The following is a 26,360-nucleotide window of genomic DNA, read 5'->3' as shown; positions in this document are numbered from 1 at the left end:
AATTCGCACTTGGGGCGGCCCGGCGTGCTCATACATGTGCTCCTTCGAGTGCGCCTTGGGTGGTGCCCATATAGGCTTCCATGACGGCGGGATTGTTCGAGACGGCGGTGTAGTCGCCTTCGGCGAGGACGGCGCCCCGGGCCAGGACCGTGATCTGATCGGCGATGGATGACACGACCTTCATATTGTGTTCGACCATCAGAATGGTGCGGCCGGCGCTGACCTGCTTGATCAGCTGCGTGACGCGGTCGACGTCTTCGTGGCCCATGCCCTGGGTGGGCTCGTCCAGCAGCATCAGGCTGGGTTCCATGGCCAGGGTCGTGGCGATTTCCAGGGCGCGTTTGCGGCCGTAGGGCAGGTTGACGGTCAGTTCGTCGGCGAAGTCGGCCAGGCCGACTTCATCCAGCAGTTCCAGGGCGCGTCCATCCAGGTGGCTCAGGCTGCTTTCGCCGCGCCAGAAATGGAAGGACAGGCCGGTGTTGCGCTGCAGGGCGATGCGCACGTTGTCGCGCACGGACAATTGCGGAAAGACGGCAGAGATCTGGAAGGAACGGATGATGCCTTTGCGGGCGATATCCGCAGGCTTGTCGCGGGTGATGGCCTGGCCGTCGAAGAAGATCTGGCCTTGGGTGGGCGTGAGAAATTTGGTCAGCAGGTTGAAACAGGTGGTCTTGCCGGCCCCGTTGGGGCCGATCAGGGCGTGGATGTGACCGCGTTGTATTTTCAGGTTGACGCTATCGACGGCGATGAATCCCCGGAAAGCTTTGCTGAGATTTCGGGTTTCGAGGATGATGGATTGGTCCGTGCCCATAGTGCCCAATGAGTCCTGTCGCAGTGCAGCGCCGTTTGGCGGAATGCTTGAAGTATGAGACGAATCCGCGCGGGTCTCCATAAGGGTTTTTCAGGGTGTTTTTGCGTCTCGCTTATGTCAAGAAGCGATGTTGCAGCGCAGTATTTTCCAATGCCGGGAGCGTGCTAATCGGGCCGGGTTTTATCCGGGTAGTCGCACAGATCGCTGATCGGACACTGGGGGCATTTGGGTTTACGGGCCACGCAGACGTAGCGTCCGTGCAGGATCAGCCAGTGGTGGGCGTCCAGCAGATAGTTTTCGGGTACCCGTTTCAGCAGCGCCTGCTCGACTGCCAGCACAGTCTTGCCGGGGGCGATTCCCGTGCGGTTGGCGACGCGGAAAATGTGGGTGTCCACCGCCATGGCGATCTGACGAAAGGCGGTGTTCAGCACGACGTTGGCAGTTTTTCGTCCGACGCCCGGCAGGGCTTCCAGGTCTTCGCGGCGGTCGGGCACCTGGCCGTCGTGGCGTTCCAGCAGCAGCTCGCAGGTGCGGATCACATTGCGGGCTTTGGTCTTGTACAGGCCGATGGTGCGGATGGCATCCATCAGACCGGCCTCGCCCAGGGCCAGCAGGCTTTCTGGAGTGCCATGTTCGGGGAAAAACCGGCGGGTCGCCAGATTGACGGAGCGATCAGTGGCTTGGGCCGACAGGATCACGGCGATCAGCAGCTGAAAGGTATCGCCGTATTCCAGCTCGGTCTTGGGGTGAGGGTTGGCTTCGCTGAAGCGGCGGAAGCATTCCTCGATGGCGGCACGTTTCATGAGCGTCTGGCGCGCGCCCGGGCCAGGGCCTGGGCGATGCGGTCTTGTTTGTCGTGGTCGGTGGAAGGGGGTGTCAGCGCCGGTTTGTTGGCCAGGGTGCGGGCGGCGGGTCCGGCTGATTCATCATGGCGGGCCGCCAGCCGCGCATTGCGCGCCAGATAGCGGTGGCGCGCGGTCTGCGCGTCGGCGTGCGTCCAGTCGCGGCCAGCAGGCACCATGGTGATGCAGTCTACCGGGCAAGGGGTGACGCATAGTTCGCAGCCGGTGCAGTCGGCCTCGATGATGGTGTGCATGGACTGGTTGGACCCCAGAATGGCATCCACGGGACAGGCCTGGATGCATAGCGTGCAGCCGATGCAGTGCTCTTCGTCGATCAGCGCCACCCGGAACGGCTGGTGGACGCCGCAATTGGGGTCCAGCGGCTGCGCGGGGGTATGCAACTGCAGGGACAGGGCAGCGATGGTCTGCGGCCCGCCGGGCGGGCAGCGGTTGGTATCGGCCCGGCCTTCGGCCATGGCCTGCGCATAGGGGCGGCAGCCGTCAAAGCCGCACTGTCCGCACTGTGTCTGGGGCAGCAGGGCGTCGAGCGCGTCGATCAGGGAGGACATGGGCAGGTAAAGTCACGCTGCGTGGCCAGGGCGCCGAAACGGCGCCCTGATGCGGGTCCAGTCATGCGGCCGGACGGACTCAGGCGTGAGCGCGGATAAAAGAAGCGATTTTAGGACAGATCTGAGACCGCCAGCGGCGTCCGGAGAAAATCCCGTAATGGCCGCAGTCCTTGGCGGTATGGATTTCCCGCAACGAAGGTGACAGGTTGGCGCACAGGTGATGGGCCGCATGGGTCTGGCCGGAACCCGAAATGTCGTCAAGTTCACCTTCGATGGTCATCAGGGCGGTCTTGCGGATGGCGGAGGGTTCGACCAGCGTGCCGTCGATGGTCCAGGCGCCTGTAGGCAAGCGGAATTCCTGGAAGACGGTGCGGATGGTGTCCAGGTAGAAGCGGGCCGGCATGTCCAGCACGGCGTTGTATTCGTCGTAGAAGCGGCGGTGGGCCTCGGCGTCGTTGTCGTCGCCGCGCAGCAGGTGCAGATAGAAATCGTAGTGGGATTTCAGATGGCGGTCGGGGTTCATGGCGACAAAGCCCGCGTGCTGCAGGAAGCCGGGATACACCAATCGGCCTGCGCCAGGATAGCGGGCGGGGACGCGATGGATCAGATTGTCTTCAAACCAGGCGTAAGGTTTGGTGGTAGCCAGACGGTTGACTTGGGTGGGGGACTTGCGCGTGTCGATCGGGCCGCCCATCATGATCATGCTGCGCGGCTGACAGGGGTCGTCGGCGCTGGCCAGCAGCGAGACCGCAGCCAGCACGGGCACGGTAGGCTGGCAGACCGAGATCACATGCGTATCCGGCCCCAGGTGGCGCAGGAAGGTCTGGATGTAATGCACATAATCGTCCAGCCCGAACGTGCCGTCGGCGGCCGGCACCATGCGGGCGTCGATCCAGTCGGTGACGTAGACGTCGTGGTTGGGCAGCAGCGCCCGGACCGTGTCGCGCAGCAGGGTGGCATGGTGGCCCGACAACGGCGCCGCCAGCAGGATACAGGGGTCCTGCCGGTTCGTGTCGCGGCGAAAGTGCACCAGGCGGCAAAAAGGCTGCGCCAGGGCGATGTCTTCGGTGACAGCGACTTCCCGCTTGTCGATGGTGGTGGAAGACAGGTTCCAGACGGGTTTTTCGTAGTCCTTGCCCATGCGATGCGCCAGCTCGTAGGTGGCGGCGAACTGCCGGGACAGCGGCGTATAGGCCAAAGGACTGTAGGGATTGGAAAACAGCTGGGACCCTGTCTCTGTAAAGGCAGTGAAGGGAGCCAGAATGGAGCGTTGCAGCTCGTGAAGATCGTACAGCATGGATGGTGCGTTCCGGTGGTCGGCTGCAGCGCAGATCGTGCGCTGCAATATCGGTGATACAGACTTAAAGTACCGGTAATCGTTACGGTGCGCTACAGGAATTACCCGAGGTAAGCCATTCCCTGTCTTGGGTGTGGGGTTTTACAAACAAGACTGACGCGGACGGCGCCCTCGTTCTGCCGCCGATCAGGGGCGTTCCAGGTATTTGAGCTTGTCGGCCACGCCGTTCCAGTCGTCTGCGCCATCCAGCGCCTGGACGGATCGGTTGATAGGGCCGAACGTGGGGGACAGTTCGGCATTCAAGGGGATGTAATCGACCTGGTCCTGGGGCACGTCTTCTTCGGCGAAGATCGCATTGGCGGGGCATTCGGGCACACAGACGGCACAGTCGATGCATTCTTCAGGGTCGATGACCAGGAAGTTGGGCCCCTCGCGGAAACAGTCCACCGGACAGACATCGACGCAGTCGGTATATTTGCATTTGATACAGTTTTCGGTGACGACGTGGGTCATGAAGAGCTCCGGCAGGCAAAACAGAGGCTAACAAAGGCCTCAGGGGATTTTACCGAATTTATCAGGGAGAACCCGCAGAGCCTGATATGGGCATAGGGGCGGGCTATACAGAATGGCGATATGGCGCCTGTCTGGCGGTCGGCGGCCTCCGCAGGGCGGGGGACTCAAGTAGTATAGAGGGGTGGCCCTTTCAGGCCGTTTTCCTCGTCTGCCCTTGTCATGAGCGCTTCTTCGCACACCGTACCAACCGACCCTTTTGATCCGGACTGGTTCCAGGCCGCCACTCAGGGGCTGGACGCGGAGGGGGCCGCCTTGCTGCGGCAGGCGGTGGATTGGGTCAGCGAGCCTTTGCGCCAGGCGCGGGCCAGCACGGGCGAACCGCTGGATGCGCATTGCGCAGCGGTCGTCCTGATCCTGCGTGATCTGGGCACCGATGCCGCCACGCGGGCAGGCGCCTTGCTGGCCGTGCAGCCGGTGCCTGCCGGCGGGCTGTCGCGCACGGACCCCCTGCGCAAGGCATTCGGCCCGGAAGTCGCCACGCTGGTACAGGGCGCCCGCGCCTTGCTGCATCTGGGGGCCGTCGCCGGCCGTGCCGGGGGGGAATCCGGCTCGGATCAAAAGGAAATGCAGCGCAAAATGCTGCTGGCGATGGCGGCTGACTTACGTATTGTGCTGATGCGACTGGCCTCGCGGCTGCAGTCGCTGCGCTGGTTTGCCGCGACGCGCACGCCTTGCCCGGCGGAATTCGCGCAGGAAACCATGGCCTTGTATACCCCGCTGGCCAATCGTCTGGGTATCTGGCAGTTGAAATGGGAAATGGAAGACCTGTCCTTCCGGTTTCTGCAGCCGGATGTGTACAAGGCCATCGCCCGCCAGCTGGAAGAAAAACGCGCCGAACGCGAAGGTTTTATCGATGAGGTGGTCAGCCGTCTGCAGACGGCGCTGGATGATGCGCACATCCAGGCGGACATCAGTGGTCGTCCCAAGCACATCTACAGTATCTGGAACAAGATGCGCATCAAGCATCTGGAATTCCATCAATTGTTCGATCTGCGGGCCCTGCGCGTGATCGTGGCTGACGAGCGCACCTGCTATGCCGTCCTGGCGCTGGTGCATGCCATGTGGACGCCTGTGCCGGAAGAATTCGATGATTACATCGCCCGGCCCAAGCCCAATGGCTATCGCTCTCTGCATACGGTGGTGGCCGACGATCAGGGGCGGGCTTTCGAAGTGCAGATCCGCACGCAGGACATGCACCAGTTCGCCGAATTCGGGATGGCAGCCCACTGGCGCTACAAAGAAGCCGGCGCCCGGGGTGGTCAGGTATCGGCGACAGGGGATTATGACCAGAAGATCTCCTGGATGCGCCAGCTGCTGGCCTGGAAGGAAGACGGCGGGCCCGCCCCCGCACCGGAGGCGCCGCGCAGCGAGCGGCACATTTATGTGATGACGCCTCAGGCCCGTGTCCTGGAATTGCCGGAAGGCGCCACCCCCGTTGATTTCGCCTATCTGCTGCATACCGATCTGGGACACCGTTGCCGGGGCGCCCGGGTCGACGGCCAGATGGTGCCCTTGTCCACGCCCTTGCGCACGGGGCAGACGGTAGAGATCACCGCCGCCAAATCCGGCGGGCCTTCGCGGGACTGGCTCAATCCGCAGCTGAACTATCTGGCCAGCCCCCGTGCGCGCTCCAAGGTGCGGGCCTGGTTCAATGCAGTGGAATTGCAGCAGCGCATCGCCCAGGGGCAGACGCTGGTCGAAAAGGAACTGCAGCGGCTGGGCAAGACAGCCGTCAATCAGGAACATCTGGCCCAGCAGTTGGGGTTCGCGCGCGCCGATGATCTGTATGTGGCGGCGGCCAAAGAAGAATTCAGCCTGCGGCAGATCGATCAGATCTTCCGCGAGCCCGACGTTGAATCCGAACCACCGGATGCCGCCCGTGTCTATGCCAGCGATGCGGGCAGCGTGGCGCGTACCGGAAAAAGCGGCGTACTGGTGGTAGGGGTCGATTCCCTGCTGACACAACTGGCCCGCTGCTGCCGGCCGGCGCCGCCGGACGCGATCGAAGGCTTTGTCACGCGCGGTCGGGGGGTGTCCATCCATCGGCAGGATTGCGCTTCTTGGGGTGCGCTGGCGCAGCGGCACCCAGAACGCTGCATCCAGGTGGCCTGGGGGGAAACCGGGCAGGCCCTGTATCCGGTGGATCTCAGCATCCATGCCCAGGACCGCCCCAATCTTTTGCGGGATCTGTCGGAAATCTTTGCCCGCCTGCGGCTGCGGGTGGTGCGGGTCACGACCCATAGCCGGCGGTCCCTGGCGCACATGGTGTTCACCATCGAAGTACGTGACGGCGCGCAGATTCGCCAGGCGCTGGATGCAGTCAATGAGTTGCCGGGCGTCCAGGCCAGCCGCCAGTAGCCGTGCAGGAAATGGCGTGCGATGCTCCGTCAGCGCCCGGCCTTGGCCGCGCTGTTAAAATGCTCATTTGGCTGGCCGCTGTGGTCCGCTTTGCCCGGTTCGGGCACCTTTGAAGCGAGTCTGGATTTGAAGCCCTATCATTTGCCGGATGCCCAGGGGCATTTTGGCCAGTTTGGCGGTTCGTTCGTGGCCGAAACCCTGGTGCACGCCCTGGATGCTTTGCAAAAAGCCTACCAACACTACCGGGACGACCCCGAATTCCTCAGCGAATTCGCCGACGAACTGGAACACTTCGTCGGGCGGCCCAGCCCGGTCTACCATGCGCGGCGCTGGTCGCAGCAGCTGGGCGGCGCGCAGATCTGGTTCAAGCGCGAAGACCTGAATCACACGGGCGCCCACAAGGTCAACAATTGCATCGGCCAGGCGCTGCTGGCCCGCCGCATGGGCAAGCCGCGCGTCATCGCCGAAACCGGCGCCGGTCAGCATGGCGTGGCGACCGCCACGGTGGCTGCCCGCTACGGCCTGGAATGCGTGGTCTACATGGGCAGCGAAGACGTGCGTCGTCAGGCGTCCAATGTCTATCGCATGAAGCTGCTGGGGGCGAAGGTGGTGCCGGTGGAATCCGGCTCGCGCACCCTGAAAGACGCGCTGAACGAAGCCATGCGCGACTGGGTCACCAACGTCGAGGACACCTTTTACATCATCGGCACCGTGGCCGGCCCGCACCCCTATCCGCAGATGGTGCGTGATTTCCAGACCATCATCGGCCGGGAATGCCTGGAACAGATGCCGCGCGATGCAGGGCGCCAGCCCGATTACGTGGTCGCCGCCGTGGGCGGGGGGTCCAATGCCATCGGCATCTTCCATCCCTATATCGAACACGAATCCGTGCGCCTGATCGGGGTGGAAGCCGCCGGCGAGGGGCTGGACAGCGGCCATCATGCGGCATCCCTGAGCCGGGGCGTGGTGGGGGTGCTGCACGGCAACCGCACCTATCTGCTGCAGGACGTCAATGGCCAGATCACTGAAACCCATTCCATTTCCGCCGGTCTGGACTATCCGGGCGTCGGCCCTGAACACGCCTGGCTGAAGGATTCGGGACGGGCCCAATATGTGGGCATCACCGATCAGGAAGCCCTGGCCGCCTTTCACAATTGCTGCCGCATCGAAGGCATCATGCCGGCGCTGGAATCCGCCCATGCCATCGCCTACGCGGCGAAACTCGCCCCCACCCTGGCCAACGATCAGATCATTCTGGTCAATCTGTCGGGGCGCGGCGACAAGGACATGCACACCGTGGCCGAAACCAGCGGCATCGTGCTTTAGGAGTATTTCCTTGACTGCATCCAATCATCGTCTGGCTGCCACGTTCGGCGCCTTGTCAGGGCGCACGGCACTGATCCCCTATATCACGGCCGGCGATCCGCTGGTCGCCTCCACACCGGCCCTGATGCAGGCGCTGGTGGCGGCGGGCGCCAATGTCATCGAGCTGGGCGTGCCGTTTTCCGATCCCATGGCGGATGGCCCGGTCATTCAGCAGGCGGGCGAACGCGCGATTGCCGCCGACGTCAGCCTGGCCGTGGTGCTGGACCTGGTGGCCGACTTCCGCCGCCAGGATGACCGGACGCCCGTGGTGCTGATGGGGTACGCCAACCCCATCGAATGCATGGGGCGGGCGGCATTCGTGCAACGGGCCGCCCAGGCGGGCGTCGACGGGGTGCTGGTGGTGGATTACACCCCGGAAGAATCTGCGGATTTCGCCGCCAGTCTGTCGACGGCCGGCATCGATCCGATCTATCTGCTGGCGCCGACATCGACTGAACCCCGGATGGCCGAGGTCGCCCGCCTGGCCCGCGGTTATGTGTACTATGTCTCCCTGAAGGGCGTCACCGGCGCGGGCACTCTGGATACCGACGACGTGGCGCGGCATTTGGCGACCATTCGCCGCCACATCAGCATTCCTGTGGGCGTCGGCTTCGGTATCCGGGACGCCGCCAGCGCCGCCCGGCTGGCGCCGCATGCCGATGCGGTCGTCATCGGCAGCAAACTGATTCAAATCATCGAGGAAACCTCGCGCAGCGACGGCCCTCAGGCAGCGATCGGCGCTGCTGCCGCGTGGCTGGCCGACGTCCGGCAGGCCCTCGATCACATCCAAAAAGGTTGACCATGAGCTGGTTCGAAAAAATCCTGCCTCCGCGCATCAATCGTCAGAGCGACTCGGCCTCCAAACGGGTCCCCGAGGGGCTATGGGTGAAATGCCCGTCCTGCGAGTCCGTGCTGTACAAAGAAGACCTGCTGGCGACGCTGAATGTCTGCCCTAAATGCAGTCACCATATGCGCATCGGGGCACGGGCGCGCATCGATGCCCTGCTGGACCCCGAAGGCCGGACCGAGATCGGCAGCCAGACGCGTCCCATGGACCCCCTGAAATTCAAGGATTCTCGCCGCTACCCGGAACGGGTGTCGGAAGCAGTCAAGCAGACCGGGGAATCCGAAGCCATGGTCGTCATGAGCGGCACGATTCTGTCGGTGCCGGCGGTACTGGCCTGCTTTGAATTCGCCTTCATGGGGGGATCGATGGGTTCGGTCGTGGGCGAACGCTTCACGCGCGGCGTCCAGGAAGCCATCGATCGCCGCATGCCTTTTGTCTGCGTGTCGTCCTCGGGGGGCGCCCGCATGCAGGAGTCCCTGTTTTCCCTGCTGCAGATGGCTAAAACGACCGCCATGCTGCACCAGCTGTCCGAAGCCGGTCTGCCGTTCATCAGTATTCTGACTGATCCCACCATGGGTGGCGTGTCTGCGTCGTTTGCCTTCATGGGCGACGTTGTCATGGCCGAACCCAATGCCCTGATCGGTTTTGCGGGGCCGCGCGTGATCGAGCAGACCGTTCGTGAAAAACTGCCGGAAGGCTTCCAGCGGGCCGAGTTCCTGGTCAGCAAGGGCGCCATTGATTGCGTCGTGGACCGCCGCGAGATGCAGGAAGAACTCGCCCACCTGTTGGCGCTGTTCACCCGCCAGCCCATCGAAGTCGTGTGCAAGGCGGCTTGATCCCTTGCCGGGGCGGCTGCTTGCGTAGCCGCCCTATGTAGCGACGCCTGCGGCAAAGGCCTGCGCCCATCGCCCTTCAGGGCAGTTCCCGCATCAGTTCCGCAAAGCGGATATGAATCCATTGCGCCGTGGCCCCCAACGGGCGCCCCAGCGGCCAGAACATGCGTACGGGCAGCGGCGGCAGGGCCAGCGCCGGGCAGGAGACCTGCCGTAGCGGACGGGGGTAGTCGTCGTAGGCAGCAATGTGCACCGGCAAGACGGCCCAGCCCAGATTGGCCGCCACCATGCCTGCAATCGTATAAAAGCTGTCAGAGCGCCAAATTTTCGGACTGTAGGCGATGGCGTCGATGTCTTCGGCGCACATCAGCAATTGCCGGTAGCGCGCCAGGTCGCGGCGCTGGACGGCGTCCGGGCGCAGCAGCGGGTGGCCGCTGGCCACAAAGACTCCCTGGGGCAGCGCGCCAAGGTGGCGTTGATCAAAGCCGTCGTGCAGCGAACCGCGCTCGAAATGAAAGGCGATATCGGCGCGGCCTTGTTCGACGTATTCGGCGACTTCCGTGGCAGTGCCGTTGAGCAGGGTCAGTTCCAGCTCGGGGAAGCGTTCAGAGATCTCGCCTAATAGCGCGTTGAGCGCGGTATAGGGCAGGGCCTCGTCGAATGCCAGAGCCAGCCGGGGCTCGCTGCCGTCGGCCAGGGATCGCGCCCGCTGATCCAGTTCGTGCGCCTGACGCAGCAATTCCCGCGCTTCCCGCAACAGCAGCTGTCCGGCATCGGACAGGACTGCGCGGTGCCCGCTGCGGTCGAACAGAACGACGCCCAGGTCCGCTTCGAGCAAAGCGATGGCCGTGCTGACAGCCGACTGCACCTTGCCCAGCTGTCGTGCGGCCGCGCTGATGGAGCCCAGTTCCGCCGTAGCGACGAATTGACGCAGTTGATCGAGATTCCATTGCATGCCGCCACTCTATCTATAAAAAAGATTGATATCAACTTTTTGAATCCATTAATTAGAATGAAAATGGCACACATCACATCATTGCTGATGAAAAAGGTTCATCGTGTTCCTGCGTCCCTGGTTGTTCCTGCTGGCGGCGGTAGCAGTGGAAGTCATCAGTGTCACCGTCATGAAACGCGTGTCGCTGTCCGGTTCTCTGTCCGCCTTGCTGCTCATGTATGCCCTGATCGGCCTGTCATTCGTATTCCTGGCGACGGCTGTCAAATATCTGCCTTTGGCCTTGGCCTACGCAGCCTGGGAAAGCATCGGCCTGATCTGTATCACGGTGATCGGTTTGCGCTATTTTGGCGAAACGCTGGATCTCTTCAAGCTGCTGGGCATGGGCGCTCTGCTGGCAGGCGTGGTACTGGTCAATCTGGGTGCGTCCGATGCACCCTGCAGACGTCGCAACGGGTCAACCGCCATGCCGGAGTAAGCCATGCAACATGCCGAATTCATTCATTATGTCTTTATGGCGGCCGCCATCGTGCTGGAGGTCGCAGCCAATGTCTTCATCAAATATTCAGACGGCTTTCGTCGGCGTGCCCTGGGCATGCTGGGCATCGCCAGCATCCTGGTCTCGTTCACCGCCTTGTCGCAAGCGGTCAAAGGCATAGATCTGTCCATTGCCTATGCCTTGTGGGGCGGCATGGGTATCGTATTGACCGCCATTTCCGGCCTGGTGCTGTTCAGGCAGCGGCTTGGCCGCCTGGGTTGGCTGGGCATCGCCAGCATCGTGTCCGGCGTGGTGCTGTTGAAACTCTCGCACTGACAAGACAACAAAAAACCCGGCGTCTGTTCAGACGTCGGGTTTTTTGTATTCGGCCCGCCCCGTCAGGGGCGGCCGATCACACTGGCATCAGTGCGAGGTTTCCACCTGTTGCAGGGGTTCATCCTGCAGTTTGGCTGCGGACTTGCGTGCGCGGCCCAGGGGCTTGGGTGGCGCCAGAGGGGCCGCTGATGCCGTAGCGGCCTGTGTTTCGATCAACTGCATGCCGGCGGCGCGCAGAGAGTCATCGATCGACGGCAGGACGATGGGGTGGCTGCTGGGCGTTTGATCGTCAGCAGGAACCTGGGGAGTCGGCAGCGGCTCGGCGGCAAGCGCCGGCGTTGCTGCGATTTCTGCCGGAATCACCGGTACTGCGGCGACGGGTTCGGGAGCCGCCTCCAACGCAGGGGCGTCCTCGGTTTCCACCACCTCGGCATCCACCACCGGCGCCGGCACGGGAATGACGACGGGCGCCGTGCTGCGGGAGACGGCAGGCTGCGTCAAGGTGGCGTCGGTTTCGGGCTGCGCTTCAGCGACGAGGGGCGCCGGAACGGCAGGGGAGTCCTGTTGTCCGGACTGTTCTGCGTCCAGGGCTTCGGGATCGAAGCGGGGCGTTTCGTGCGTTTCGATATCGCTGGTGTCGGATTCGGCGGCATCCAGCGTATCGGCGCTGACTGCGGTTTCCGAGCCCTCGCCGGTGCGGCGACCGCGACGGCCGCGACGACGACGGCGCTTGCGTTCCGGATCCGGGCTATCCAGACCGGCATCGCCATCGATATCGACGGCCGGGCCGGCCACGGCATCCGCTTCCGCATCGGCAGACGCCGAGTGGACGGGGAAGTCGTGATCGGCAGGCGCCGCGGCGGGGATGTTTGCAGGTTCTTGAGCCGACACAAGCGTGGCGGCGGCAGCGGTCAGTTCCACCGTATCCAGCGCGGTTTGATCCTGTGCGTCTTCGGTGCGGCTGCGGCCACGACCACGGCGGCTGCGGCCACGGCGCGGCTCGGCGGCGTCCTGGGGCGCATCGGCGGCTGGCGCCACCGGCTTGGCAGCCTGGGCGGCACGGTCGTCGGCGTTGCGTTCACGTCGTTGAGACGTCCGGTTGTCAGCGGACTTTTCGCCGCGTTCGGTGCGATCCGAGGATTCGGCCTTGTCTGCGCGGCCATGGCGATCATTGCGGCCATTGCCGCGCGATTCGGAGCGGCGGCCATGGCGGTTGGATGCGCCGCCACGGCGGCGGCTCTCGTCTTCGCGGCGTGCCGGGCTGGCGGCTGTGGATTCCGTCGCGGCAGCCGGCGTGGCGCTCGTGCCAGTGAGCCAGGACAGGATGCGCTTGAACAGCCCCCCGCCCGATGCGGCGGCGGCGGGTGCAGGCGCAGCGGTCTTGGCGGGACGCTCGACGTGATGCGGCGCCGGCTGAGCCGGTTGGATGCTCTTGACCAGGGCTTCCGGACGGGCTTTGGTTTCCTGGGCCTTGTTGGGTTGCCAGACGACCTTGTCTTCCGGTTCCTGGGCCAGTTCGAAGCTGGTTTTATTGTCGTCCAGACGCGGATCGTCGTGTCGCAGCCGCTCGATGTGGTGATGCGGCGTTTCCAGCGATTTGTTCGGGATCAGGACCAGATTGACCTTCAGGCGGGATTCGATCTGGCCGATGTCGCGGCGTTTCTCGTTCAGCAGGAACGTGGCCACGTCGACCGGCACCTGGGCGTGCAGAGCAGCCGTGCCTTCTTTCATGGCTTCTTCTTGCAGCAGGCGCAGCACATGCAGGGCGCTGGATTCGGCGTCGCGGATCACGCCGGTGCCGGTGCAGCGCGGGCAGGTGACGTGAGAACCCTCGTTCAGGGCCGGACGCAGGCGCTGGCGGGACAGTTCCATCAGGCCGAAGCGCGAGATCTTGCCCATCTGGACGCGGGCGCGGTCGAAGTGCAGGGCGTCGCGCAGGCGTTGTTCGACAGCGCGCTGGTTCTTGCCTTCTTCCATGTCGATGAAGTCGATCACGATCAGGCCGCCCAGGTCGCGCAGGCGTAGCTGGCGGGCGACTTCGTCGGCGGCTTCCACGTTGGTGCGCAGCGCGGTTTCCTCGATGTCGGCGCCTCGGGTGGAGCGGGCCGAGTTGACGTCCACCGCCACCAGGGCTTCGGTGTGATCGATGACGATGGCGCCGCCCGACGGCAGCGTGACCGTGCGGGAGTAAGCCGTTTCGATCTGGTGCTCGATCTGGAAGCGGGAAAACAGCGGCACGTCGTCGCGGTAACGTTTCACGCGATTGACGTTGTCGGGCATGACCACGCTCATGAAGGCCAAGGCCTGGTCGTGGATATCGTCCGTGTCGATCAGGATCTCGCCGATTTCCGGCGAGAAATAGTCGCGGATGGCGCGGATGACCAGGCTGGACTCCAGATAGATCAGGATCGGAGCCTTGTTTTCACGAGCCGCGCCGTCGATGGCGGTCCAGAGCTGCATCAGGTAATTCAGGTCCCATTGCAGTTCTTCGACGCTGCGACCGATGCCGGCCGTGCGCGCGATCATGCTCATGCCGGCCGGGATATCCAGCTGGTCCATGGTGTCGCGCAGTTCCTGGCGGTCTTCGCCTTCGACCCGGCGCGAGACGCCGCCGCCCCGCGGGTTGTTGGGCATCAGGACCAGATAGCGGCCTGCCAGGGAAATGAAGGTTGTCAGGGCCGCGCCTTTATTGCCGCGTTCTTCCTTTTCGACCTGGATGATGAGTTCCTGGCCTTCGGCCAGTGCATCCTGGATGCGCGCGGTGCGCACGTCCACGCCTTCCTTGAAGTAGGTGCGTGCGACTTCCTTGAAGGGCAGGAAGCCGTGACGTTCTTCGCCGTAGCTGACGAAGCAGGCTTCGAGGCCCGGTTCGATACGGGTGATGACCCCTTTATAGATATTGCCTTTGCGCTGTTCGCGCCCGGCGGTTTCAATGTCCAGGTCGATGAGTTTCTGTCCATCGACAATGGCGACGCGTAGTTCTTCTTGGTGCGTCGCATTGAACAGCATGCGTTTCATGAGTGGGTTTCTCCGTTGTCAGGGTGCGCCGGATTCGGCGCACGACCACGGGTCACTCGGTATGCAATGCGGCAGTCTGCGGGGGGAGGTGGCTGCGGGCGTGATTAGACCGCGCCAGTCTCCGGTAAGAGTGGCACGGCGCGCTGGTAGGCGCGAGGTTCTGGCAGCAGGGAGGTCAAGGGCACGGTTGTGGTTGACAAAGAGTTGCTGGGAACGGCGAACGCACGCTGGGCGGCGATCGGTGCGGAAGAGCGAGCAGAAACCTGCAGCGTCGCACGCGGTTTGTCGATTTTCCTGTTTGGTATGAAACAGCAGACAGTACAACCTGGACAGAACCGGCGACCAAGGACCCAGAAACCGAAACCCAGGCAGTACAATGGTGTCCCTGCAGCCGGGCGGAGCGCATCCTTTGCGTCTCTACGTCTGGCGGTTTTCGGCCTCTATAGGCTGTTGTGATTATATGCCGCTTTTCCCTATGCGCAAAATAGATGTTTCACCCGACCGTCAACCGGCCGTGCGTCAGGTGGTCGTAGACAGCGAATCGGCAGGGCAGCGGCTGGATAACTTTCTGTTGCGCCAGGCCAAGGGCGTGCCGAAGAGCCACCTGTATAAAGCGATCCGCGACGGACAGGTGCGCATCAACAAAGGGCGCTGCCGTGCGGATACCCGGCTGCAGATCGGCGACGTGGTGCGTATTCCGCCCTTGCGGCTGCCCGACCCCGCCGCTCGGCCGGTTGCGCCGGCGGCAACTTTCCCCCTCTTATACGAGGACGACCATCTGCTGGTCATCGATAAGCCGGCGGGCGTCGCCGTGCATGGCGGCAGCGGTGTGTCCTTCGGCGTGATCGAACAATTGCGCTCGGCGCGCCCGGACGAGCGGCTGCTGGAATTGGCTCACCGGCTGGATCGGGAAACGTCCGGCGCACTGATGATCGCCCGCAGCCGCAAGGCCCTGCTGGCCCTGCATGACATGATGCGCAACAGTCTGGGCCGCAAGCATTACCTGGCGCTGGTGGTGGGGGATTGGGTCAATGACCGCCAGCACATCCGGCTGCCGTTATTGAAATACCTGACCCCGGGCGGCGAACGCCGCGTGCGGGTCGATGCGCTGGGCAAGCCTGCCCACACCATCATCACGCTGAAACGCCGCTATGGCGGCGCCTATTCCCTGCTGGATGCCGAGTTGCGGACCGGCCGGACGCATCAGATCCGGGTGCATCTGGCATCCCAGGGGCATCCCATTGCCGGGGATGAAAAATACGGCCCGGACGACGTTCGCGCCGCCTTGTTCGCCCAAGGCTTTCGGCGCATGTTCCTGCACGCTTGCCGGCTGGAGATTCCCCATCCGATCACAGGCGAACTGCTGACGCTGGAAGCGCCCTTGCCGCCTGCTTGTCAGGCGCTGCTGGACCGCCTGGACAGCCAGACATGACTTCAATGGACGATATGACACAGAACTCGCCCCTGGAAATGCCGGTCCCGGCTTCCGCAGCCTCGCCTTTTGCACCAGAAGCCGGCCGCGCCCCATACCGGGCGGTGGTCTTCGACTGGGACGGCACCCTGCTGGATTCCACTCATCACATCGTTGGCGCGCTGCTGGGCGCCTGCCGCGACTTGGGCTTGCGTGAGCCCACCCGCGAACAAGCAGGGTGGGTGATCGGTCTGTCCCTGCAAGCAGCCTTGCATCAGCTGGTGCCCGAGTTGCGGGCCGACCAGGCCGACGCGTTTGCAGAACGCTACAAGGCTCATTTCATGCATCTGCTGGCCGATATGCATCTGTTCGAAGGGCAGGCGCAGCTGTTGCGCGACCTGCATGCGCGGGGCGTCGTGCTGGCCGTCGCCACCGGCAAAAGCCGCCGGGGTCTGGATACCTCGATTGATCGCCTGGGCCTGCAGGGTCTGTTCCAGGCGACCCGCACAGTGGATGAAGCCCGCGGCAAGCCGGATCCCGACATGCTGGAACAATTGCTGCTTGAGCTGGATCTGGCTGCAGATGCGGTGTTGATGGTGGGTGACACCACGCACGACGTGTTGATGGCCAAGGCCGCCGATATCGACAGCCTAGCCGTGTCCTACGGCGCGCATCGCGCCTCTTTGCTGGAATCCGCGCAGCCTACGGCGCTGGTCAATACCGTCGCCGATATGCAGTCCTGGATCCGCGCCCGGGTCGTCTGATCAGCTGGCCAGAAACAGGAACAGCGTCGGCTTCTTGTCGAAGTCCGGCGCCCCCGCCTTGCGCCATTGGGCTACCGTGCGTGTCTGGACCGATTCGTCCGTGCACGTCAGCGCGCTGGCGATGCACAGCCGCGTGGTGTCGCGCAGCGTGTGCAGCAAGGCATCGAACATCGCCCCGTTGCGGTAAGGCGTCTCGATCAGAATCTGCGTCTGCTGCTGCTTGTGCGATGCAGATTCCCAAGCGCGCAGGTGTGCGTCGCGTTCGTGCGCCTTCACCGGCGCATATCCGTGGAAGGCAAAACGCTGGCCCTGCAGGCCGCTGCCCATCAGGCCCAGCATGATCGAAGACGGCCCTGTCCACGGCTGTACGCGCAGGCCGCGTGCATGCGCCTGCGCGACCACCAGAGCCCCTGGGTCCGCCACCGCCGGGCAACCGGCTTCGGACACCAGCCCCAGATCCTGATCAGCGGGCACTGCGTTCAGCCAGCTGTCGATGTCCTGCGGCGTGCTGTCGGCCTTCAGGGTGTGGATGGTGATGTCCTGCAGCGGAAGCTGCGTCCCGATCAGCTTCAGGAATGCGCGTGCCGATTTTGCGTTTTCAGCGATGAAATAGCGCAGTTGCGATGTGATTTCCTGGGCGGCTCGGGGCAGCCAGCCATCGGGGGCGGATTCGCCCAGGCCGACGGGGATAAGGTGCAGAATGGTCATGGGTATCAGATCGATGGGGCGGGTTGCAGGGGGTCCAGGCCGAAGGCGCGCAGCATGCGGCATACGGCGATCAGAGGCAGGCCGATCAGGGCGGTCGGATCATCGCTGCGCATGCGCGCCATCAAGGCGATGCCCAGGGCCTCGGCCTTGGCGCTGCCTGCCGTATCATACGGCTGTTCCGTGCGCAGATAGTGCTCGATCTGGGCGGCGCTCAGGGGCAGGAATTCGCAGAGCGTCGTGACTTCATCCTGTTGCGTCCGCCGCCCGTCGGTGATGCATACCGCGGTATGGAAATGCACCTCGCGCCCGCTGAAGCGTTGCAATTGGGCGCGGGCGGCTTCGTGGGCGCCGGGCTTGCCGATGGCCTGGCCGTCGCAGACGGCGACCTGGTCGGATCCGATCACCAGGGCGCCGGGATGGTCCCGCAGCACGCGCTCCGCCTTTTCCTGCGCCAGCCGGCATGCCATGTCTTGGGGAAGCTCGCCTGGCAGCGGGCGCTCGTCGATATCCGGTGAGTGGCACTGAAAGGGCAGCTGCAGGCGTTGCAATAATTCGCGCCGATACACAGAGCTGGAAGCCAGGATGAGTGTCATGATGGAGTCGGTCAGTAAGAGCCGGCAGTGTACTGCGCCGCTGCATTCAAGCCGAAATTGACTTCGTTTGCAGATGCCAAGTAAAATCTAGAGTTTTCCCGGAAGTCAGAATTCATGGTCGTCGATGCCTTGGAGTTCTCGGGGGCTGGGCGGGTGCTGGAAGGCAGTCGGGCGGCTTTTGAGTTCACCCGTTTGTGTCAGGGCCTGCCGGCGCCTCAGGATACTGAAATCGCCTGGCGTGTCGCCGGGCGTCGGGATGCAGGTACCGGGCGGCTGTGGTTGAATGTGCAGGCGCAAGGATCCGTGCGATTGATTTGTCAGCGGTGTCTGGGGTCGTTCGTGCTGCCGTTGCAGGTAGCCAATACGGTCGGGCTCGTCAGGAATCAGGCTCAGCTCGACGCCTTGGATGCGCTGGAAACCGCAGGAGAAGGCTCGGATGTCGAATACCTGGTCGCTGATCGGCAACTGGACGTTCTGGCGCTGATCGAAGACGAACTGATTCTGGCTCTGCCTTATGCACCCCGGCATGACGTTTGCCCCGAGGCGGCTGATGAGCCGGAACCCCGGGACGAGGCCAAACCTTCGCCCTTTGCTGTTCTTGAACAGCTCAGGAAACACTGAATCACCATTTAACACGCGGGCTCGTGCTTATTCTAAAATAAGCGGCCCCGATCACAGGAGTCACCATGGCTGTCCAGCAAAACAAAAAGAGTCCGTCCAAGCGCGGCATGCATCGTTCACACGATTTTCTGACGACGCCGGCGACGGCGATCGAACCGACCACCGGTGAACTGCATCTGCGTCACCACATCAGCCCCAATGGCGTGTATCGCGGCCGCAAGGTCCTGAAGACCAAGAACGACGAGTAATCCGGCGCTTCGGTTTTCATCGCGCTCAATGCCAGATTACGCTCTTACCGTCGCCATCGATTGCATGGGCGGCGACCACGGCCTGCCCGTTACTGTACCGGCAGCGGTGGCGTTCGCCCAGGCATACCCGGATACCCGCTGCCTGCTGGTGGGGGATGAATCCCTGATTCGTCCGATGCTGGCGCAGCATGTGGTGTCGGCAGGCCAGTTCGACATCCTGCATGCCTCCGAAGTCGTCACCATGCACGACTCGGTCGAGATCGCCTTGCGTCGCAAGAAGGATTCGTCCATGCGCGTGGCGGCTCAGGCCGTCAAGGACGGTCGGGCCGATGCGGCTGTGTCTGCCGGCAATACCGGCGCCTGGATGGCGATTTCCCGTTATGTCCTGAAAACGCTGGATGGCATTGACCGTCCCGCCATCGCGACCGCATTGCCCAATCAAAAGGGCGGGGCGACCACCGTGCTGGATCTGGGGGCCAATGTCGACTGTTCCGCCGACCATCTGCTGCAGTTCGGCCTGATGGGAGCGGCCCTGGTGTCGGCGGTCGACCGGCAAACCCAGCCTTCGGTGGGCCTGCTCAATATCGGCGAAGAACTCATCAAGGGCAACGAGGTCGTCAAACAGGCGGCGGATCTGTTGCGTGCCAGCGGATTGAATTTCTATGGCAACGTCGAAGGCGACGATATTTTCAAAGGCACGGTGGATGTGGTCGTCTGCGACGGCTTCGTCGGCAACGTCGTGTTGAAATCGGTCGAAGGCCTGGCGCGGATGATCGGCACCATGATGCGCGAGGAATTCCGTCGCACACCCTTCACCATGGCGGCTGGCCTGGTGGCCACCCCCGTGTTGCGGCGCTTCCGCTCCCGGGTCGACAATCGTCGCTACAATGGCGCAGCATTGCTGGGCTTGCGCGGCATCGTCATCAAGAGCCACGGCTCGGCCGATACCTATGCCTACGGACAGGCGCTGCAGCGTGCCCGTGAAGCCGTGCTCAACGGCCTGCTGCAAGGCACCATCCAGCGTCTGGATGCGTTGCGCAGTCGGTCGCCCTCGTCCCCGCCGGGCGATACCGCCCAGACTGCCTAGTCTCTTTTTTCGGAATCGATATGCCTTACGCCAGGATTACCGGAACGGGCGGCTATCTGCCCCCTCGTATCGTCACCAACGATGATCTGGCTGCCGATCTGGCCACGCGCGGCGTGGAAACATCCGACGCCTGGATCACGGAACGCACTGGCATCCGCCAGCGCCATATCGCCGATCCCGGCGCCAAGACCAGCGACCTGGCGACAGCAGCAGCGCGCGCCGCGCTGGAAAACGCGGGTCTGCAGGCGGATGATCTGGACCTGATCATCGTTGCAACCTCCACACCCGATTTCATCTTCCCCAGCACCGCCTGTCTGGTACAGGCCAATCTGGGGGTTGGCGGCGCGGCGGCCTTCGACGTACAGGCGGTATGCAGCGGTTTCGTCTATGCCTTGGCCACGGCTGACGCCATGATCCGTGCGGGCCGTGTGCGTCACGCCCTGGTGATCGGCGCCGAGGTCTTTTCCGGCATCCTGGACTGGAACGACCGGCGTACCTGCGTCCTGTTCGGCGATGGGGCAGGGGCCATGGTGCTCAGCGCTTCGGACGAACCCGGCATCCTGGCGGTTCGCCTGAATGCCGATGGACGTCAGCAGCATATCCTGTGCGCAGCCGGCAACGTCAGCGGCGGCCAGGTAACGGGTGACCCCTTCCTGCGCATGGATGGCCAGGCCGTCTTCAAGCTGGCCGTCAATTCCCTGGTGCGCTCGGCCCACGAGGTCTGTGACGAAGCCGGTATCGCGCTGTCTTCCCTGGACTGGATGGTGCCGCACCAGGCCAATGTCCGGATCCTGAATTTCATCAGTCGCAAGCTCGATCTGCCCGAAGACAAGGTGATCGTGACGCTGGACAAGCACGCCAATACCTCGGCGGCCAGCGTACCCTTGGCGTTCGATGTGGCCTGGCGAGACGGGCGGCTGCGCCCGGGTCAGCTGGCCCTGCTGCAGGGCGTCGGCGGCGGCTTTACCTGGGGCTCCGTCCTCGTCAGACTGTAAGGCTTCTTACTAAGCACATGAAAATCGCATTCGTATTTCCAGGTCAGGGTTCCCAGGCCGTGGGCATGATGGACGCCTGGGCGGACCATGCCGGCGTCCAGGCTGTCTTGCAGCAGGGCAATGAAGCCCTGGGCGAAGACCTGACGGGCCTGATCGCCCAAGGGCCGGCAGAATCCCTGAATCTGACCGCCAATACCCAACCGGTCATGCTGCTGTGTTCGGTGGCCATGTACCGCGCCTGGCAGCAGGCGGGCGGCGCTGCGCCGGCCGTCGTGGCAGGCCATAGTCTGGGGGAATATTCCGCGCTGGTGGCGGCCGGGTCTCTGGATCTGGCCGATGCCGTGCGCACCGTGCGGGTGCGGGCCCAGGCCATGCAGTCGGCGGTGCCGGTCGGCGAGGGTGGCATGGCCGCCATCCTGGGGCTGGATGACGATGCCGTGCGCCAGGCTTGCGCTCAGGCCGCCGGCGATCAGATTGTCGAGGCCGTCAATTACAATGCGCCGGCTCAGGTGGTGATCGCCGGCCACGCAGCGGCCGTGGAACGCGCCTGCGAACTGGCCAAGGCGGCCGGCGCCAAGCGCGCCGTCACCTTGCCGGTGTCCGCGCCTTTCCATTCCCGCCTGCTGAAGCCCGCCGCAAGCGTGCTGGAACAGGCGCTGGCAAAGATCGATGTGCGTGCACCCGCCATGCCTCTGATCAATAATGTGGATGTCGCTCAAGCGACTGATCCGGCGGCGGTCCGTGATGCGCTGGTGCGTCAGGCCTGGCATCCGGTGCGCTGGGTGGAGACCATCCAGGCGATGAAGCAAAACGGCGTCACGCATCTGGTGGAATGCGGGCCGGGCAAGGTCTTGACCGGCTTGGTCAAGCGTATCGACCGCGATCTGACAACCTTCAATATTACCGATCCGACGTCGTTGCAACAGACGCTGGACGCCTTGAGAGGCTGATATGGCAGAACTTACGCTAACAGGCAAAATCGCGCTGGTGACGGGCGCTTCGCGCGGCATCGGCCGCGCCGTCGCACTGGAATTGGCCGCCGCCGGCGCCACCGTGGTGGGTACCGCCACCTCGCAGGCCGGGGCCGACGGCATTACCGAAGCCCTGGCTCCCCAGGGCGGCCGGGGTGCGGTCCTGAACGTCGACGATGCCGCTGCGTGCGACGCGCTGCTGGCGGAACTGGCAGGGCAGGGCGGGGGACCGCATATCCTGGTCAACAATGCCGGCATCACCCGTGACGGGCTGGTTCTGCGCATGAAGGACGAGGACTGGGCCGCCGTGCTGAATACCAATCTGTCGGCTGTGTTCCGGCTGTCGCGCGGCGTGGCCAAGACCATGATGAAAGCCCGCTGGGGCCGCATCGTCAATATCACGTCGGTGGTGGGCTACAGCGGCAATCCCGGACAGGTGAACTATGCGGCCGCCAAGGCTGGCGTGGCAGGCATGTCGCGCGCGCTGGCCCAGGAACTCGGCAGTCGCGGCATCACCGTCAATTGCGTGGCGCCGGGCTTCATCGATACGGATATGACACGGGCGCTCAACGAGACCCAGACCGCGGCGATTTTGCAGCAGATTCCCCTGGGCCGTCTGGGCTCGGCGGCCGAGATCGCGCATGCCGTCGCGTACCTGACCAGCCCCCAGGCCGGTTACGTAACAGGCACGACCTTGCACGTCAATGGTGGTATGTACATGTAGGGTAAGGAGAACGGATGGCACCCGTCTAAGGTAAAATCCGTTCAAACTCAGTAGGCAAGTCTCGGTGCTTCAACCGTCCAGCGCGTGTTCGACTGGTCCCGAGCTGCTTTTTTTTGACTAAGACCCGCAGCCCAGCTGTCCTCATTTGGCTATAATTCGCGGGATTTTTCCTAACTGGAGATATGCATGGAAAGCATCGAACAGCGCGTCAAGAAGATCGTCGCTGAACAGCTCGGCGTCAACGAAGCCGAGATCAAAAACGAATCTTCCTTCCTTGACGACCTCGGTGCCGATTCGCTCGATATGGTCGAGCTCGTGATGGCGCTCGAAGACGAATTCGAAACGGAAATCCCCGACGAGGAAGCCGAGAAAATCACGACGGTGCAGCAGGCGGTCGATTACATCACCTCGCATAGCAAACAGTAATCTCATGTCGACCCGACGCCGGCGCAAGCCGCCGCGTCCGGGCCATGGCAGTTCGTGACGGGTGATCATCGGGCAGGCAGGTCTGCATGTCCGACCTGATGATCTGCCATGAACTGCCTTTTTCTTTTTCAGGAGCCGTATGTGAAACGACGAGTCGTCATAACCGGATTAGGCATCGTGTCGCCTGTAGGAAATGATGTCGAGACCGCCTGGGACAACCTCATCCATGGCCGCTCCGGGATCGGGCGGGTGACGCGATTCGACGCCTCGGTGCTCAATAGCCAGATTGCGGGCGAAGTCAAAGACTTCCAGGTCACGGACTACATGGGCGTCAAAGAAGCCAAGCAGATGGATGCCTTCATCCATTATGGCGTGGCGGCGGGCATTCAGGCCTGGCGTGATTCCGGCCTGGACATCGAAACCGAAGACGCCGATCGCATCGGCACCATTATCGGCTCGGGCATCGGCGGCTTGCCGCGCATCGAAGAAACCCAGATCGAATACCTGCAGCGCGGCGCCCGGCGAATCTCGCCGTTTTTTGTGCCTGCCTCGCTGATCAACCTGATTTCTGGCCAGTTGTCCATCATGCTGGGCCTGAAAGGCCCCAGCTATGCGGTGGTCTCGGCCTGCACCACAGGCCTGCATTCCATCGGTGATGCGGCCCGTCTGATTGAATACGGCGATGCCGACGTCATGGTGGCCGGCGGCGCTGAAAGCTCTGTCTCACCCTTGGGCATGGGCGGATTTGCCGCCATGCGTGCTCTGTCCACGCGCAACGATGATCCCGCCACGGCCTCGCGCCCCTGGGAACGCGACCGTGACGGTTTCGTCCTGGGCGAAGGCGCCGGGGTGCTGGTGCTCGAAGAATACGAACATGCCAAGCGTCGGGGCGCTCGCATTTACGGTGAATTCCTGGGCTTTGGCATGAGTTCCGACGCGCATCACATCACCAGCCCTGACCAGGATGGTCCGCGCCGCGGCATTCTGCATGCCTTGCGCAACAGCGGCGTGAATGCGGATGAGATCAGCTACGTCAATGCGCATGGCACGTCCACGCCGCTGGGCGATAAAAATGAAACCGAGGCGCTGAAGCTGGCCTTCGGGGACCATGCCTACAAGCTCGTGGTCAATTCCACCAAGTCCATGACCGGCCATCTGCTGGGCGCGGCGGGCGGAATCGAGGCGGTCTTCACGACCTTGGCGGTGTATCGCCAGATTTCGCCGCCGACCATCAATATGTTCAACCAGGACCCGGAATGCGACCTGGACTACTGTGCCAATCAGGCCCGCGATCTGAAGATCGATGTGGCTCTGTCCAATTCCTTCGGCTTTGGCGGCACCAATGGCTCCATGATCGTGAGACGGTTCTGATCGGGGATCAGGCATGAGCGAGCGCGAGGTAGACCTCGCGCTGGTCGAACGCGTCCGGCGCGGCGACCGGCATGCTTTTGATCTGCTGGTCATCAAATATCAGCGCAAGATCATGCGCCTGCTGTCGCGCATGATCCGCGACCCTTCCGAGGTCGAGGACGTGGCTCAGGAGGCCTTTATCAAGGCCTACCGGGCGTTGCCTCAATTCAGAGGCGACAGCGCCTTTTATACCTGGTTGTATCGCATCGCCATCAATACCGCCCGCAACTGGCAGTCGGCCAGTTTCCGCCGGCCGGTGACGGTCTCCGCCGTGGAAAGCGATGATGGTGAAACTTTTGACCAAATTGATGGCCTAAGCGATCAGAGCACGCCTGAATCGTTGATGGCCAGCCGTCAGATCGCCCAGACTGTCAACGAGGCGATTGATGCCTTGCCCGAAGACCTGCGGACTGCCATCGTGTTGCGAGAGATCGAAGGGATGAGTTATGAAGATATCGCCAGTACCATGCAGTGCCCGATCGGTACGGTTCGGTCCCGGATCTTTCGGGCGCGGGAAGCCATTGCCAGCCGCTTGCGGCCGGTCATGGAACAGGATTCGGGACGCCGCTGGTAAGGAGCCCTTATGAATATCACGCGTGAACCCGCTGCGGCGGGTCATGACTGGGAAGCTTCCGTTTCATCCTGGGTGGATGGCGAAGCGGATCTGCGGGTCGAAGAACTCGACAGCCCCTATGGACGACAGGTCTGGGATACGTACCACTTGATCGGTGATGTGATGCGCAGCCAGGACCTGGCCATTCAGCCGTCCGAGCGGTTTTACGCCCGCGTGTCGGCTGCGCTGGATGCCGAACCCGCCATCGTGGCGCCGGCGCCGTTGGTCCGGCATCATGCCTGGCGTCTGGGTTTGTCCGGCCTGGCGGTAGCGGCGGCGGTGGCTTCGGTGGTCTGGATGGCGCGGCCCTTCCTGGCCGACCCTGGTGCAGCGCCTGCCGGTACGCCAGTGCTGGCGCAAGCCGCCGAGGCGGATGCCAACGATCCCAGTTTGGCCGACTATATGGCGGCTCATCAGGATATGGCCGGCGCCGGTCCGGTGCGTCAGGCCTCTTACGATGGCATGGGGCTGCGCTGATGATCGCGCGGCAGGCTGGCGTGCGGTCGACCTGGCTGGCCTGTGGCCTGCTGGCGGGCGTGATGCTGGGAATGGCCGCGCAGGCTGCCCAGCCGCTTGCCCCCAGCGGCGATGTTCAGGCTTTTTTACAGCAGGTACAGAAAGCCGCCCGGTCGCTGGACTATGCCGGCGTTTACGTCTATCAGCAGGGCCATACGTTGCAGTCCTCGCGGCTGGTGCATCTGGTGGACGGCACCGGCGAACGCGAGCGCCTGGAAATCCTGGACGGCATGCCGCGCGAATGCCTGCGTCAGAACAGTGTCGAGCAGTGCCTGTTGCCGGAACGCAAGCTGGTCGTCATCCAGCCGGCGCGCAGTGATCATTTTCCTGGCCTGCTGCTGGGCAACGCCCAGGCTATCACCGCCCATTACGACTGGCGCACGTCTTCCCATACGTATCGGGTGGCGGGGCGCGAATGCTCGGTCTCCGAACTCAAGGCTCGCGACCGCCTGCGCTACAGCTATCGCATCTGCACCGACGTAGAAACCCATCTGCTGCTCAAATCCCAGACGCTGGATCCTGCCGGACACCTGGTGGACCAGGTCGCCTTCAGCAGCATCCGGGTGGGGGCTGACGTGCAGCCGGCCGCCCTGACAACGCATTGGGATACGCGCAACTGGCAGCTGGTGACGGAATCCAGCGCCCCGACGGACCTGCAGGCGCAGGGCTGGCGTTTTACGCTGCCACCCGGTTTTCAACCGGTCGCTGAACTATCGCGGCAGATCGGACCGGCTCATGCGGTGGACCAATTGGTCGTTTCCGATGGGCTGGCGGCTATTTCGATTTTTATTGAAACCTTTGACCCGAAACGCGATCAAAACATCAGACAGGGCGATCTGCGACAGGGGGCAGCCAATATCCACCGGATGCGTCTCGCATCCTATTGGTTGACCGCCGTGGGCGAGGCGCCGGCCCAGACGATCCGCGATCTGGCCCGTGCCGTGCAATATGTGCCGCAGGCCGCTCGCTAATATATTCCTCCAAGGAGAACTCC

28 protein-coding genes are annotated in these 26,360 nt (G+C 63.3%); 19 read left to right on the top strand and 9 right to left on the bottom strand.

The annotated features are described in order from the left end of the window. Positions 1–28: 28 nt before the first annotated feature. The 5 genes from VDP79_RS03140 to fdxA all read right to left on the bottom strand — a co-directional run bounded on the left by VDP79_RS03140 (position 29) and on the right by fdxA (position 4,032). Entirely contained in the window at positions 29–811 is a 783-nt protein-coding gene (locus tag VDP79_RS03140; RefSeq protein ID WP_323016774.1) for an ABC transporter ATP-binding protein, read from the bottom strand. A 164-nt stretch (positions 812–975) separates the two neighbouring features. Continuing rightward, positions 976–1,614, bottom strand: coding sequence for an endonuclease III (nth, locus tag VDP79_RS03135; protein WP_323016773.1), 639 nt, complete (start codon positions 1,612–1,614; stop codon positions 976–978). Then, a complete protein-coding gene (locus VDP79_RS03130) occupies positions 1,611–2,222 on the bottom strand; it encodes an RnfABCDGE type electron transport complex subunit B (RefSeq protein WP_323016772.1) in 612 nt (203 codons plus the stop codon). The genes nth and VDP79_RS03130 overlap by 4 nt, the downstream gene beginning before the upstream one ends. Positions 2,223–2,301: 79 nt before the next feature. Beyond that, complete coding sequence (locus VDP79_RS03125; RefSeq protein ID WP_323016771.1) at positions 2,302–3,519, bottom strand: polyhydroxyalkanoate depolymerase; 1,218 nt, start codon at positions 3,517–3,519, stop codon at positions 2,302–2,304. 186 nt (positions 3,520–3,705) lie between these two features. After that, a complete protein-coding gene (gene fdxA, locus VDP79_RS03120) occupies positions 3,706–4,032 on the bottom strand; it encodes a ferredoxin FdxA (protein ID WP_323016770.1) in 327 nt (108 codons plus the stop codon). Between the two features lie 219 nt (positions 4,033–4,251). On the opposite strand from fdxA, the gene VDP79_RS03115 reads away from it, so the two are divergent. From VDP79_RS03115 to accD, 4 genes are all read left to right on the top strand, one after another. After that, positions 4,252–6,450, top strand: a complete 2,199-nt coding sequence (locus VDP79_RS03115) for a bifunctional (p)ppGpp synthetase/guanosine-3',5'-bis(diphosphate) 3'-pyrophosphohydrolase (protein ID WP_323016769.1) — start codon at positions 4,252–4,254, stop codon at positions 6,448–6,450. 126 nt (positions 6,451–6,576) lie between these two features. Further along, the gene (trpB, locus tag VDP79_RS03110; protein WP_323017003.1) at positions 6,577–7,776 is read left to right on the top strand and encodes a tryptophan synthase subunit beta; all 1,200 of its coding nucleotides are present in this window, start codon (positions 6,577–6,579) and stop codon (positions 7,774–7,776) included. Between the two features lie 10 nt (positions 7,777–7,786). Continuing rightward, the gene (gene trpA / locus VDP79_RS03105; protein ID WP_323016768.1) at positions 7,787–8,614 is read left to right on the top strand and encodes a tryptophan synthase subunit alpha; all 828 of its coding nucleotides are present in this window, start codon (positions 7,787–7,789) and stop codon (positions 8,612–8,614) included. Between the two features lie 2 nt (positions 8,615–8,616). Continuing rightward, complete coding sequence (gene accD / locus VDP79_RS03100) at positions 8,617–9,498, top strand: acetyl-CoA carboxylase, carboxyltransferase subunit beta (protein WP_323016767.1); 882 nt, start codon at positions 8,617–8,619, stop codon at positions 9,496–9,498. Between the two features lie 76 nt (positions 9,499–9,574). Here accD and VDP79_RS03095 read toward each other — a convergent pair whose 3' ends face one another. Next, a complete protein-coding gene (locus VDP79_RS03095) occupies positions 9,575–10,450 on the bottom strand; it encodes a LysR family transcriptional regulator (RefSeq protein WP_323016766.1) in 876 nt (291 codons plus the stop codon). 103 nt (positions 10,451–10,553) lie between these two features. Between VDP79_RS03095 and VDP79_RS03090 the strand changes: the two genes are divergently transcribed. Both VDP79_RS03090 and mdtI read left to right on the top strand, forming a co-directional pair. Next, a complete protein-coding gene (locus VDP79_RS03090; protein WP_323016765.1) occupies positions 10,554–10,925 on the top strand; it encodes a multidrug efflux SMR transporter in 372 nt (123 codons plus the stop codon). Between the two features lie 3 nt (positions 10,926–10,928). Further along, positions 10,929–11,261, top strand: a complete 333-nt coding sequence (gene mdtI, locus VDP79_RS03085) for a multidrug/spermidine efflux SMR transporter subunit MdtI (RefSeq protein ID WP_323016764.1) — start codon at positions 10,929–10,931, stop codon at positions 11,259–11,261. Between the two features lie 87 nt (positions 11,262–11,348). Here the strand turns inward: mdtI and VDP79_RS03080 are convergent, their stop codons facing one another. Beyond that, complete coding sequence (locus tag VDP79_RS03080) at positions 11,349–14,279, bottom strand: Rne/Rng family ribonuclease (protein WP_323016763.1); 2,931 nt, start codon at positions 14,277–14,279, stop codon at positions 11,349–11,351. A 475-nt stretch (positions 14,280–14,754) separates the two neighbouring features. Here VDP79_RS03080 and VDP79_RS03075 point away from each other — a divergent pair, with 475 nt between their 5' ends. Further along, the gene (locus VDP79_RS03075; RefSeq protein ID WP_323016762.1) at positions 14,755–15,711 is read left to right on the top strand and encodes an RluA family pseudouridine synthase; all 957 of its coding nucleotides are present in this window, start codon (positions 14,755–14,757) and stop codon (positions 15,709–15,711) included. A gap of 38 nt (positions 15,712–15,749) precedes the next feature. Further along, on the top strand, positions 15,750–16,454 hold the full coding sequence (locus tag VDP79_RS03070; protein ID WP_416233041.1) for an HAD family hydrolase: 705 nt from the start codon (positions 15,750–15,752) through the stop codon (positions 16,452–16,454). Here the strand turns inward: VDP79_RS03070 and VDP79_RS03065 are convergent, their stop codons facing one another. Both VDP79_RS03065 and VDP79_RS03060 read right to left on the bottom strand, forming a co-directional pair. Further along, positions 16,455–17,162 carry an SAM-dependent methyltransferase gene (locus VDP79_RS03065; RefSeq protein ID WP_323016760.1) on the bottom strand — a complete coding sequence of 236 codons (708 nt, stop codon included), beginning with the start codon at positions 17,160–17,162 and terminating at the stop codon, positions 16,455–16,457. It abuts the gene before it with no gap. A 5-nt stretch (positions 17,163–17,167) separates the two neighbouring features. Further along, a complete protein-coding gene (locus tag VDP79_RS03060; protein WP_323016759.1) occupies positions 17,168–17,755 on the bottom strand; it encodes a Maf family nucleotide pyrophosphatase in 588 nt (195 codons plus the stop codon). 114 nt (positions 17,756–17,869) lie between these two features. Between VDP79_RS03060 and VDP79_RS03055 the strand changes: the two genes are divergently transcribed. From VDP79_RS03055 to VDP79_RS03005, 11 genes are all read left to right on the top strand, one after another. Next, positions 17,870–18,376: a YceD family protein gene (locus tag VDP79_RS03055; RefSeq protein ID WP_323016758.1), complete on the top strand. Its 507-nt coding sequence runs from the start codon at positions 17,870–17,872 to the stop codon at positions 18,374–18,376. 65 nt (positions 18,377–18,441) lie between these two features. Further along, positions 18,442–18,624, top strand: a complete 183-nt coding sequence (gene rpmF / locus VDP79_RS03050; RefSeq protein ID WP_323016757.1) for a 50S ribosomal protein L32 — start codon at positions 18,442–18,444, stop codon at positions 18,622–18,624. Positions 18,625–18,652: 28 nt separating this feature from the next. After that, complete coding sequence (plsX, locus tag VDP79_RS03045) at positions 18,653–19,711, top strand: phosphate acyltransferase PlsX (protein ID WP_323016756.1); 1,059 nt, start codon at positions 18,653–18,655, stop codon at positions 19,709–19,711. Between the two features lie 20 nt (positions 19,712–19,731). Beyond that, positions 19,732–20,706, top strand: coding sequence for a beta-ketoacyl-ACP synthase III (locus tag VDP79_RS03040; protein ID WP_323016755.1), 975 nt, complete (start codon positions 19,732–19,734; stop codon positions 20,704–20,706). A gap of 17 nt (positions 20,707–20,723) precedes the next feature. Further along, positions 20,724–21,656: an ACP S-malonyltransferase gene (gene fabD / locus VDP79_RS03035; protein WP_323016754.1), complete on the top strand. Its 933-nt coding sequence runs from the start codon at positions 20,724–20,726 to the stop codon at positions 21,654–21,656. Between the two features lies 1 nt (position 21,657). Further along, complete coding sequence (gene fabG / locus VDP79_RS03030; RefSeq protein WP_323016753.1) at positions 21,658–22,401, top strand: 3-oxoacyl-ACP reductase FabG; 744 nt, start codon at positions 21,658–21,660, stop codon at positions 22,399–22,401. A gap of 186 nt (positions 22,402–22,587) precedes the next feature. Continuing rightward, positions 22,588–22,827, top strand: coding sequence for an acyl carrier protein (gene acpP, locus VDP79_RS03025; RefSeq protein ID WP_043680887.1), 240 nt, complete (start codon positions 22,588–22,590; stop codon positions 22,825–22,827). A 141-nt stretch (positions 22,828–22,968) separates the two neighbouring features. Next, a complete protein-coding gene (fabF, locus tag VDP79_RS03020) occupies positions 22,969–24,198 on the top strand; it encodes a beta-ketoacyl-ACP synthase II (RefSeq protein WP_323016752.1) in 1,230 nt (409 codons plus the stop codon). A 13-nt stretch (positions 24,199–24,211) separates the two neighbouring features. Continuing rightward, positions 24,212–24,811: an RNA polymerase sigma factor RpoE gene (gene rpoE, locus VDP79_RS03015; protein WP_323016751.1), complete on the top strand. Its 600-nt coding sequence runs from the start codon at positions 24,212–24,214 to the stop codon at positions 24,809–24,811. Between the two features lie 9 nt (positions 24,812–24,820). Continuing rightward, positions 24,821–25,327: a sigma-E factor negative regulatory protein gene (locus tag VDP79_RS03010; RefSeq protein WP_323016750.1), complete on the top strand. Its 507-nt coding sequence runs from the start codon at positions 24,821–24,823 to the stop codon at positions 25,325–25,327. Next, entirely contained in the window at positions 25,327–26,337 is a 1,011-nt protein-coding gene (locus tag VDP79_RS03005) for a MucB/RseB C-terminal domain-containing protein (protein ID WP_323016749.1), read from the top strand. Before VDP79_RS03010 ends, VDP79_RS03005 begins: the two co-directional genes overlap by 1 nt. Positions 26,338–26,360: the final 23 nt, after the last annotated feature.

The organism is Castellaniella sp., assembly GCF_034675905.1.
Classification (GTDB): Bacteria; Pseudomonadota; Gammaproteobacteria; order Burkholderiales; family Burkholderiaceae_B; genus Castellaniella.
Note: the sequence above shows the minus strand (reverse complement) of the source record. Positions and strands in the feature narration are given on the sequence as shown.